Below are 11,764 nucleotides of genomic sequence, written 5' to 3'. Positions count from 1 at the left end.
CAGTTTCACTGAAATACGCATTATGAACACTCACTTTCTTTCTGACCTCAGTTTTTACTTTCTTAATCAAATCGGCAAATTCATTTTGATCAAGCTTATTCAAGGTGCCTTTTCCTATAAATGAGTATTTCTGTTCAAGGTTTGATAATATAGTCTCCACATTAAAGTTCATCTCTCCAAGTTCTTCTTTGATCTGAACAAATGCTTCTTTATATTTCTTGTTAGCTTTTCCAACTTCTTCTACAATTTCAGAAGTCATTTTTCCTATTGCAGGAACGGTTAATGACTTTTCGCTTTTAGTTGCTAATGAGCTTCCAGCCCCAAATAAGAAGCCTATCTTCTTTTTATCTGATATTAGTATTTGCTGAATTCCTCTGATATACTCTGAAGGATCGTGGTTTAAATTGTTCATAATAAGGCGTAGCGTTATAATATTTCTTTGATCTTGTGATTAAGGCTTATGGTAAATATTTGAATGAGTGATAATAGTTCATAGTATTTGGTAGTTTGCTAGGGTAAATCTATCTAAACAACAACTGTACAGCATGTTGCCTTTTACACAAATATATTAAAAAAGATAATCCTTTAACTACGGTAAACCGTAGCATAAAAAGGATTACAGTTTTTAGCCAGAAGAGGCAAAAATTCAATTAGGTGTTCTTTCTTCTTTCTATTTCTTGAGAAACTAACTCTATCAAAAAAGCCACCTGAAAACAGATGGCTTTTAAAATGTGGCGGGGCACTGGCATCGAACCAGTTCACTAACATATAATATTCAAATTTTGACACAAATTATTGGTTTGTTGACCGACCCGCCTGCAATGCCAACGCCTCCGCAAATCTGTATAAAGAATATGCTTAAAAAAGTAAGGATAGCTCCTATAATTAAGTGTACGATTACTGTTTTTGCTACTTCCATAAAATTTATTGTTTTAGGGTGAATAATAAAGTGACTTATCGCGACAATCAAAACCTCTTTTAAATGCCAAATTTTGAAGAACTCTGTTAGGGTTCCCAGATCTTTAGGTTTCCCAATATGATAAAGGTATAAATATTACCTGCAATACCAAACGATATTGATCTCAATCATAGTTTATCAATAAGATCTTTTACGTCATCTTTTATATCCCTTGGCAGCGAGAGCAGGGTCTCATTAGATTTTACGCTTCTAATCCCTTGGGCCTGATTAATCATATCTATCTCAATTTCATTAAGTCTGAAAAAATCGTAAGTATATTCCCCTTTAGGCCGCTTAGGTGTAAATTTTACCATCTCTATTTCGTTTTTGATGTTTACTTCATAATCCATATGATCAAAATAATAATCAAAATTAGGATGGATGAGGTGATACTGATCGGATTGCTGAGGGTTTTGTGCAATGGAATCAGCATCGATCAAAAAGTCAGTTCGTTCCTTTTTGATCAACATATTACAACGTTTGCAGGATATGTTTAAATTGAACAATTCAAATATAAATTGAAGAAATTTAGATTTTGGCAAAACATGCTCAATATCAATGTCGAACTTGAATTCACCTCTGAAGCTGCGATGACAGTAACAACAATGTCCAGCATTGCCATTTCGGTAATGCGTTTTGATGCGCTGCTTGATATCCTCTAAAGTTGGGTCTTCCCATACATTTCCGCCTTTTGCCTTAGCGGCATTGATAAGGATTAAATCTTCATCAGTAAAATCCATACTAGTTTTGTTTTGCTGATATACGCTGCCCCATCTCTATTACACCATTTAAAACATTCACCTGGCGTTCGTCATATGCACTTTCACGCAATTCAGTTATTATTTCTGTAAAGTTGGCAATCGAAATCGTTTTATTAGCCAGTTGATTAAGTTTTGTTAAAACAAATTGGGATAAGAACCGATTTTCAGGGGTGGTAACGTCAAAGAAATCCTGGTAAATTTGTTCGACATTACCAACAAAATCCTCTATTCTTTTAAACGAACCAGCTATCCCTTTAAAAATACGCAAGCGATGTCCAAGATCCAATTCTGCGCTATTAATGATCAGGGGAGAATGAGTTGCAATAAACGTTGTCGGTTCATAACGATAGATCAGATCATATAGTTTTCCTACATATTCAACCTGCCACTTAGGATGCAAGCTGTTTTCTGGTTCATCAATAAGTATTATAGTACCGTGCTCCACCGTTGTCATTAGATAAATAAATGAGGTAATTAACGTCAGTTCACCAGAACTGCCTAAATTAGCTGAAATGGGTCGTCCATTTTTGTACAAGTAAACTTCTATCTCACGAATCAACTTAAACTTGCGAAGTTGGGTTTCAAATGATAGTAGTTCTAATATACCAAAGCTTTGCAATTCATAAAAATTTTCTCGGTAAAGATCAATACGTACGATCTCTTCACCCCAGTTTGAACTGATACTGTGCTGATACCTCTCAAGCAATGAAATAAGTACTTGCTGTTGCTCATCTGGTAGATCATTATATTTTAAACGACTTTGAAAATCTCTTTTCAATCCAGCCACCTTTATACCTATAACCGGGTCAAAATGAACATAACGCAAGGTTTCGGCTACCTGACCGAAACGAGACTCATTCTTTTCAATAAGCATTTGCAAGGCTGACTTTAAAGTACGTTTAACAATCGACCTGCCATGAGCAGCTTTTAGAGCTTCAAATCGCTCATGGCGTGTACGAAACTTATCATGAATAGTATTTGCAATAGCAACCACTTTACGGTTACTAAAATTTACCATACGTCTGGAAATCTCATCTAAAAGTGAACTTTTTCCACTACCATTTTCGCCAACCAAAAGATTCACTTGACCAGGGTTATCGCCTAGGAGTTCTTGGGGAATATCAAAAGGGTTATTATAGTACATTTAAGGTTAGAATAAGAGAACAAAATACATAAAATCAATCTATTGTAAAGCCTCATAAATGAAAAGGCTTATAAAAACCGCCCCTTTCTTTTTCGCTTAGTTGTTTTTGATGTCTTATCTTCAAACGATAAAATGTCGAGTCTTACATTAGCATTTGACTCTTGTAATTCAAAAGGATTATCCACCTCGTCCAGAAACGTTAAAAGGGGTATAAAGAGTTCGATTTGAGTCCCCTCTGCTCCACAGAAAAAGGGATTTTCAAATGAAAATCCCTTTTTTTTTATTTTCAGTTTCTATTGCCGCTTTGGGCCTGCCTAACGGCCTGGTTATCCTTTAGATTAAGGCGGTAAACCAGTGTAAGTCGGTATCTGGCTGCATTGGGAATACTGACCTGGTCAATGTGATAATCTGCGGCTTCAGTCCTGCCTTTGAACTTACGCAGTTCAAACAAATTGTTCACATCAAACATCAGTGTTACTTTGTCTTTTAGAAAGGTCTTGCTGCTGCCAAAGTCAATACTATGCAAGGCACCTGTACGGGTTTGGGCAGTGGCATTGGCTCCTCTGAAGTTGTAAAGGGCCTGAAAGGCAAGTTTTTTTTTCAGTTTTACCTGGGCATTTACACGAGTGGTTAGTGTATTGCCAGAATAGTCAAAACGCTGAGACTGATAATTGCCTTGTTCAACATAATGAAAGATGTTGAGTTCGGTATTGAGCTGGAGCCATTTCACCGGGTTATAAAGTAGCGACATTTCAAAACCATAACGCATTTGCTTCGGGATATTGACAGGCATTGTGATGAATAAACCTTCTGCGCTCCTATACGTATAGTCTTCAATCACACCATTGTTTTTTTGGTAATAAAGAGCGGGATTAAAAGTTAAGGACGACCAGTTTCTAAGAAGAGCCAGTTCAAATACATGAGCATAAGATGGATTAAGATCGGGATTACCTATGTATCTGGTGGTCAGATCTGTCAATTCATTAAAAGGATAGATCATGTTCAATGATGGCCGGTTAATTCTTTTGCTGTAGCTTCCTTGCAGGGTTGTACCCGTATTAAAACGATAACTCAGGTTCAGCGTTGGAAAAAGACGATGGTAATTTTTGTTGTTCGTATAACGTTCCATACGATCTTCAATACCAACACGTGTCCATTCTCCACGCAAACCAGCCTGATAACTAAAAGCACCCGTCTTACCTAAAAACTGCACATAAGCGCTGGCAATCAACTCCTTATACAACAAATGATTGTCAATCTGCTCGATAATTTCCCAAGCGGTCCCCCTTTGCTCTTCAGCAATAAAGTCGCTGCTTACCCTGCGGTTCTCGGCCTTTAAACCAAATTCAATGGTGGAGCTGCTGTCCAGGGGCTGCACCAGATCCGTTTTGACCATCAGATCCTTACTGGCACCTGCCGAACCTGTTCTGATCATCGGTAAGGTCACGTTTTCCGGCAAAAGCCTGCCCGTAACCAGATTCCAGTCTTTATGGCTATCCCAAAAATCGTATTGCATATCCACAGTCAGTTTCTTGCCTGTCCGCTTGAAACTACGGGTATAATTAAATTCCAATTGGTTGTAGCTTCTTTTTTCCCAGGACTCTCCCCTACGGTTCAGGCTGCTGTCAATAGCCCCGTTTTTACCAGAATACAAATAGTTTAACCTGGTTTTATCATGATCATTGGTGGCATTACGTAAAAATGCTGCCGTAAGGGTATTGTGGTCATTGATCTGGTAGTCTGCCCCAAAATAGAGTAACCTGGCATCATCATGCCGATCCTCATCCTGCCGTTGGTTCAGGTAAACAGGTTGGGTTAAAAGTCCGGTAGCTTGCTGCATGGTATACAAACCCACATAATCTGATAAACGCAGTCCATAAGTGGCAAATAAATTGATTTTATTTGATTTGTAATTAAGGCTTGGACTAATCCGGGTTTCATTAGGGATACCTCCAACTACCCGAAGCTGTCCGCTAAAGCCTGCCTTTTTGTTTTTTTTCAGGATAATATTGATGATCCCTGCTGAACCACCTGCATCATATCTGGAAGAAGGGTTAGCAATCACTTCCACCCGCTCCACCTGATCGGCAGGTACTTGTTCCAAAGCATTGCCCTGGGTCAATCCCGAACGCCTCCCATCGATCAATACCAGCACATTGTTATTGCCCCGCAGGCTGATGGCTCCACCAGGGCCAACACTGACTGAGGGCACAATACTTAGCAAATCGGTTATTGTCCCTGACTGTGACAGGACATCCCTGCCAACTTCAAAAACCTTTTTGTCCAGTTTCAAGTTAACGGAACTCCGCTCGGCAGTTACTGATACCTCGTTCAATAATTTCGCATCAGGCTGCAAAATAACCACAGGTAGCCAAACTGTTTTATCCTGTTGGACGACCAGGGCTTTTGAGACGCTCTGAAAACTTGTAAAACGATATTGCAGCTCAAACTTACCATGTGGGACACCATCCAATTTGAAAATGCCTTTCTCATTGGTCATTGCCGCCGCAATGAGTTTACCTGTTGTATCTTTCAGGGTAACGGTTACATACGGAAAGGATTGTAAGGCCGGGCTTTCCTGCACCAAACCTGTTAACTGTACATTTTGTGACCAAACAGGTAATGCCAGTATAAGGATCAAAAAAAATATTAAACTTGTTTTCATAGCGCAAGTTTATTCGCTACGCAAACAAGCCAATAGTAAAAACATCTAAACCGCTCTACCCACTTTCAAATTACTCCAGGAATTCACCGTTTTGACAAAACCCATGGCAAACCTTCTGCTGAACACACATTTATTGATGTATCAAATTTCAAGAAAGCCTGATTAATCAGGCTTTCTTGAAATTTCACTATTTTATAATAAGCGGATCGCTTTTTCTCAGGGTATGTGCACTAAAATATCCTAAACAACCACCCTGTATATTGCTTACCGGGTTAGATGGAGAGGCGCTCACACCAGAACCACTTCCTGTCTGCCTCAAACTTGCCCAGTATTTATAAACAGCAGCATCAATAGACAACATATCTATTCTTACAGTATCTCCTACCTTAAGGTCCGGGCTAATGTCATTTCTGAAATTCAACACATTACTCGCCCTGGTTCCATTGTTGAATTCGTCATTTGCCACAAAAATGGTCAATTCTTTTTTCTGGTTTACGTACTGGACCCAACGGTAATAATTATCCGTTTCCGGTGGGTCCTGATAGACAACGGTAATAAACTTGTTCTTTCCGATGTTCTCTTTTTCTGCATAGATTTTTTCGGGAGCAACCGCTTTTGGCATGGTAGAAGACGCCGTAAACAAATGCCCCTCGATGTTTACATTTAGTTTATAAGTTTGACCTGAAAGCCCTGTAATGGCATTCGTACTGTACACCCCCTTTTTAACCTCCTGAAGTGGCACAACCAAACCTTTGTTTTCTATAGTCACTGTAGCTCCACTAATGCCAATAAAAGCATTATTATCGCCAAAAGCCTTCGTCTGACTAATGAAAACTTTGCAGTCTGAAGGCTGATCTGTGATCACCCCTTCAATAACATAAGCCTGTGAAGCAGCGTCAAGTTTTACCTTGGCCAGTTTCTGACAGGAATAAAAAACTGCAGACAACAAACAAATGAAACCATAATTTAAAACACTGTTTTTCATGATTTTAGAATTTAAAATTATAGGAGACCGAAGGAATAAACCTGAAAAAAGAATATTCAACAGCTTCTGTAATGTTATGATTGAACTTGCCCCTCCTAAAGTCTGTCTGATAAGGGTTTTGGTGCCCGTAGGCATTATAAAGGCTAAAAGTAAGTTCTGAAGAATAGTTTTTACGTTTTCTCAGCTGACGGGTAGCCCCCAGGTCCAGACGATGATAATTTGGAAGCCTGTAGGCGTTCTTATTGGTATAATAGAAATAAACATCATCATCGACCTTATACTTTCCATTAGGAAAGGTTACCGCATCTCCCGTATAAAAGACCCAGTTTGCAGAAAGTGTCCATTTTTCATTAAGGGCATATATGGCTACTATAGCAATATCATGTGTTCTGTCCTGCCTGGCATTGTACCATTGGTTGTTGTTAATGCCATCAATTTTACGTTCACTTTTAGATAAAGTATAACTGATCCAGCCTGTCAGTCTGCCTGTTTTCTTTTTCAGCTGAAACTCTATACCATAAGATCTTCCGATCCCATATAACAACTGGGTTTCTATAGGCTTATTGGTAAAAATATCGGCCCCGTTCCGGTAGTCAATCTGATTTTTCAGGTCTTTATAATAAGACTCTATACTCAGTTCATATTTATGGTCTTTCAGATCTCTGTAATAACCTACAGACCATTGATCTGCAATTTCAGGTTTAATGTTATTGGTACTGGCCAGCCATTTATCTGTTGGAGAAGAAGATGTCGAATTGGATATGAGGTGCATATTTTGTGTATTCCGACCATATGAAGCCTTAACAGATGACCATTCGTTTAACTGGTAACTCGCTGCAACGCGGGGCTCCAGGTTCAGGTAATTTTTAACCAGCTGTCCCGGACCATAATTTAAAGTATCGAGTATTTTTCCGTTCCCGTCAATATCATAATAGGGCCCTTTACCAAGAATAGCGAAAGAAGACAACCTTAACCCATAGGTAAGATTGAATTTTTCTGAAGGTTTCCAAACATTGCTGACAAACAAGGCATTATCAAAAGCATATCTCCAGGCCAGGCTTGTTGTACTGAGACTTTTGTCTTCTCCTACTGATGAGATTTCTCCAGGTTTAATGGTGTGATGAATAACATTAAAGCCAAAGCTCAATGCATTTTTCGGGCTTACATTCCATTGCATTTCTTCTTTCAGGTTCCAGTCCCTGATCTGAGAGAAGATGTTGTAATTATTGCCATCTCCATTTACATTATTCTGGTACTGATAATTGCTAAAAATCAGGGAGGTATTGGAAAATAATTTGGGACCAAACAGGTGGTTCCAGCGCAGTGTAGCCGTAGTGTTTCCCCAGTCTATCCCTGTCTTTTTTCCTCTTTCCAATGCATCATGTCCAAAATAACCCGACAAATAGAGCCGGTCCTTATCTCCAAAAATGTAATTGGCCTTTGCATTTATATCATAAAAATAAAGTCGTATTTTTCTAAGGTTGGAGTCCGGGGACAATTTCAGAAATAAATCGGCATAGGTTCTTCTTGCAGAAAACAGAAAAGAGGACTGATCTTTTTGTATGGGCCCCTCAATATTGATCCTGCTTGCAATCAATCCGATCCCACCACTTAGCCCGAATTTCTTACTGTTTCCGTCATTCATTTTAATATCTACCACAGAGGATAGCCTGCCACCATAATTGGCTGGCATGCCCCCTTTATAAACGGTTACATTTTTAATGGCATCGGAATTAAATGCAGAGAAAAACCCCAGCAAATGAGAAGCATTATACACCGGTGCCTCGTCCAGCAAAATCAGGTTCTGATCACTACCGCCCCCCCTTACATAAAAGCCGCTATTTCCATCACCTGCGGATTTGATACCCGGAAGCAGCTGAATGGTTTTCAGGATATCTTTTTCACCAAATAAAACAGGGATGTTTTTAACTTCTTTCATGCTCAGTCTTTCCACACCCATTTGCGGGCTTAATAAATTACGCTGACTGTTTTCACTGGTTATGGTTACTTCCTCCAATTCTTTCACTTCTTCCTCCAGAAGGATATTTAAATTTAAATCCTGCTCCAGATTAATATTTTCTGTTTTTGACCTGTACCCTATAGCGCTGATCACCACATCAAATTGCCCCTGGGCAAGCCTCAAAGAGTAAAAACCATACTCGTTACTTGAAGTACGTGATGTCGAGTTCAATACTGAAATGGTTGCATTCAAAATGGTTTCTCCTGTTTTGGCCGATTTAACCGTACCACTTAGAACGTTTTTACCTTGTCCCTTTTTTAGAATGATGTTCTTTCCCATTCGTTTCAACTGAAAATTCCGTTTTAACAGGATTGCCTCCAGAGCCTTAATCACCGGCTCCTCTTTAAGATGAAGGGTAATATCCTTTTCCTTCTCGATGTCCTCGGCCTTACCCATAAATTTAAATGGCGTTAAGCTTTCTATACGCCGCAGCACTTCTTTTAAGGGGAGATGGTCTATATTGAGGGAAATTTTCACGTCTTCCTGTTGCTGGGCCTTCGTTTCTGCAGCATGCAGAACTGCCCAGACAAGTAAAACAACCTTAAGAACAGACATCATGAACAATCTTGATATCCCCGCGGGGCAGCTGCCTGAATTTTTATACAGGAGAGTTGAACCTGGGAAAATCATTTGACCCCGATCATTTAATTGCATACTTTTATTATTGTTTTATACTGTAAAACTTCAATTTAAAACTGCAACCGGGTACCAGCCGGTTGCGGTTTTTTGTATCTGTATCTGTAAAAAATTTGTAAGGTCTTTTTAAGGACTACGGGCCATTTTTCTCATGTAATTTGGGTTTAGGATAAAACAACAATTATCTTTTTTCAGTGACCATAATGATGCGATGCTGAAGGTCCGTTTTGAACACCAGGCCTGTTGTCTCGGTCATAATGGCCAAAATCTCATTCAGGGACAGCTTGTGATTAAATTTCAAATAGTAACGGGCAGCACCCAAACCGGCATCAGGAAAAATAAAACGTACGTTATACCAGCGTCCTAAACTCATTGAAATTTCTTCCAGGGTTTTTCCGGAAAACTCCATGAGGCCCCGGCTCCAACCCGAAACCTGATTTGGATCAACCTGTGTAATTTTTATACCGCCTGTATGGTTATCCAGTAGAAGCTCAGCTGAAGGATTCAGTACCCCTAAAGTCTTTTTTTGCTGTTGAACTTTAACTTTGCCTCTTATAACTGTCACATAGGCAAAGCGGTCTCCTGGATAAAATTTCACATCAAAGCTGGTTCCCAATACTGTAGTTCTCAGAGCACCCGACTGAACAACAAAAGGGTGCAAAGAATCATGAACAACGTCAAAATATCCCTCTCCAATGAGATGAACTTCCCTTTTAGCTTTAAATGAAGATAAATAGCGTAATGAACTGGACGCATTCATCCATACTTTAGTTCCATCGGGCAAAAGCACCAGTTTCAATTTCCCTGAAGGGTTTGTAATGGTTGTATAATCGGACCCAGCTAACTTATTCAGGTATTGTTTTCCAATAAGTAATATAGAAATGGCCATAAAAATACTCGCAACCAATTGCCATACCTTTCTTTTTCTATGGATTTTTGACGGTCTGATCTGATGTTGTAACCGTATAAACATCTGTTGTTTTAACCTGCTTTTTTCGTCCGGGTGTTCAGCTGGCCATTCTACCTCTGCAATATCTTTTCTATACCAGGTCAGCAAGGCTTCCTTTTGGAGCTCAGTGGCGCTTCCATTGGCATACTTTTCAATCAGGTCATGTAAAACTTTATGTTCCATATACCTAAGTACCCACCAAAGACACCAATCCCTAAATCAGTACCAAAAATTAAATCATTAAATAAAAAATCTAAACCCGGAACGCCAAAGTGGCGACGGGAAAAGAAAGCGGTTAAATTTATCCATCGAGCCCTTTAGCACTTTCAGTGCTTTAGTCATATGGTATTCAACCGCTTTTGGAGAGAGCTCCATTTTTTTGGCAATCTCTTTTATAGAAAGCTCCTGTTCCCGACTGTATTTAAATACAAGTCTCGCTTTTTCAGGCAAATGCTCTACAATCTGATCCAGGTATTCCTGTAAAAAAATGGCATCCAGGCGTTCTGTAGTATCATTATGCTGCTCAGGAAATTCCTGCATTGCACGAATTTCATTCCGCCTTTTTTCTCTGGATATTACCTTAAACAGGGAAAACTTAACAGCAGTACCTAAATAGGCTGGCAGAGATTTGATGTCCAGTTTCTTTTTTCTAAGCCATAAACCCATCAATACATCATTAACAATTTCTTCTGCCTGGCTTTTACTTTTTGTATGGTAATAACCAATCGCTGTAAGGCGTTCCCAATACCGGTTGTAAATTTCCGTGAAAGCCTCTTCCTTATTGTTGCGCATCAGAAAAAGAAGTTCATTATCCGTCAGTTCTGTATATCTGATCCTCATTCTTAATTTGTAAAAGAAAATTACTTAAATACAAGCTATTCATTGTGTATCCATTAAAACGGTTAAGTCCCTATCAAACCCTCCTTCCTTTTAAAGGGAAGGCAGAAATAGCTTTTCATAGAAATGATGCAGGGCACATACATTTAGATAGCGATCTGAAATCAGACTACTACAAATACAACTTCTAAAAGGAAAAGGACTAGTTAAGGCCGGAAAGAATGTAAAAATAAGGATATAGACCCTGTTAAAAGTTGTATTCCTGACAGATTCTTCTTAAATTGATATAGCTAATCAGAAGATCATGAAGTACAAAAAAACCATTACCTTTTCGGCATTAATGTCAATTGTGCTCCTTTTAAGTGCTTTTATGGCGCAACCCTCTAAAAAAGCGACCAACCTTAAAGTCCTTCCCAAAGACATCAGCCATGAAGAGCTGGATAAAGTTATGGATGGCTTTAAAGCGGCCCTGGGGGTAAAATGCAATTATTGTCACGCTGCTAAAAAGGATGATCCTAAAAAACTTGATTTTGCCAGCGACGATAAACCCGAAAAAGAAATTGCCAGGAACATGATGCGGATGACGGCCAAAATCAACAAAAAGTACTTCCACACTAAAGATACCCAGGATGGAAAGGCACTGATCGCGGTTTCCTGTATAACCTGTCATAACGGCAAGGAACATCCACAGGCAAATTAGTTTCATTTCTCTCAGAAAATCAACCTCCTAAGACCATCCTGAGTCAAAACTCAGCTATGGATGCGCATTTTTTTTCCTATCATTGAGACTTGAAACCTTTAACCATTAC

General features: G+C 39.1%; 9 protein-coding genes. 1 reads left to right on the top strand and 8 read right to left on the bottom strand.

The features are described 5' to 3' along the window. The 8 genes from B0O44_RS24120 to B0O44_RS24085 all read right to left on the bottom strand — a co-directional run. The coding region (locus tag B0O44_RS24120; protein WP_211321447.1) for a diol dehydratase reactivase ATPase-like domain-containing protein at positions 1-412 on the bottom strand (412 nt) is incomplete at its 3' end. A gap of 674 nt (positions 413-1,086) precedes the next feature. Continuing rightward, on the bottom strand, positions 1,087-1,698 hold the full coding sequence (locus B0O44_RS24115; protein WP_110834661.1) for an HNH endonuclease family protein: 612 nt from the start codon (positions 1,696-1,698) through the stop codon (positions 1,087-1,089). 1 nt (position 1,699) lies between these two features. Continuing rightward, on the bottom strand, positions 1,700-2,863 hold the full coding sequence (locus tag B0O44_RS24110) for an AAA family ATPase (protein ID WP_110834660.1): 1,164 nt from the start codon (positions 2,861-2,863) through the stop codon (positions 1,700-1,702). Positions 2,864-3,149: 286 nt separating this feature from the next. Beyond that, positions 3,150-5,528: an outer membrane beta-barrel family protein gene (locus B0O44_RS24105; protein ID WP_110834659.1), complete on the bottom strand. Its 2,379-nt coding sequence runs from the start codon at positions 5,526-5,528 to the stop codon at positions 3,150-3,152. Positions 5,529-5,715: 187 nt separating this feature from the next. Further along, the gene (locus B0O44_RS24100) at positions 5,716-6,513 is read right to left on the bottom strand and encodes a DUF4249 domain-containing protein (RefSeq protein WP_110834658.1); all 798 of its coding nucleotides are present in this window, start codon (positions 6,511-6,513) and stop codon (positions 5,716-5,718) included. Between the two features lie 4 nt (positions 6,514-6,517). Further along, positions 6,518-9,091 carry a TonB-dependent receptor gene (locus B0O44_RS24095; protein WP_245943789.1) on the bottom strand — a complete coding sequence of 858 codons (2,574 nt, stop codon included), beginning with the start codon at positions 9,089-9,091 and terminating at the stop codon, positions 6,518-6,520. 259 nt (positions 9,092-9,350) lie between these two features. After that, on the bottom strand, positions 9,351-10,301 hold the full coding sequence (locus B0O44_RS24090; protein WP_110834657.1) for a FecR family protein: 951 nt from the start codon (positions 10,299-10,301) through the stop codon (positions 9,351-9,353). 57 nt (positions 10,302-10,358) lie between these two features. After that, a complete protein-coding gene (locus B0O44_RS24085) occupies positions 10,359-10,958 on the bottom strand; it encodes a sigma-70 family RNA polymerase sigma factor (protein WP_110834656.1) in 600 nt (199 codons plus the stop codon). 301 nt (positions 10,959-11,259) lie between these two features. Here B0O44_RS24085 and B0O44_RS24080 point away from each other — a divergent pair, with 301 nt between their 5' ends. Next, on the top strand, positions 11,260-11,655 hold the full coding sequence (locus B0O44_RS24080; protein WP_110834655.1) for a c-type cytochrome: 396 nt from the start codon (positions 11,260-11,262) through the stop codon (positions 11,653-11,655). Positions 11,656-11,764: the final 109 nt, after the last annotated feature.

Origin of the sequence: Pedobacter nutrimenti, from assembly GCF_003208655.1 — a bacterium.
GTDB classification, from domain to species: Bacteria; Bacteroidota; Bacteroidia; order Sphingobacteriales; family Sphingobacteriaceae; genus Pedobacter; species Pedobacter nutrimenti.
Note: the sequence above shows the minus strand (reverse complement) of the source record. Positions and strands in the feature narration are given on the sequence as shown.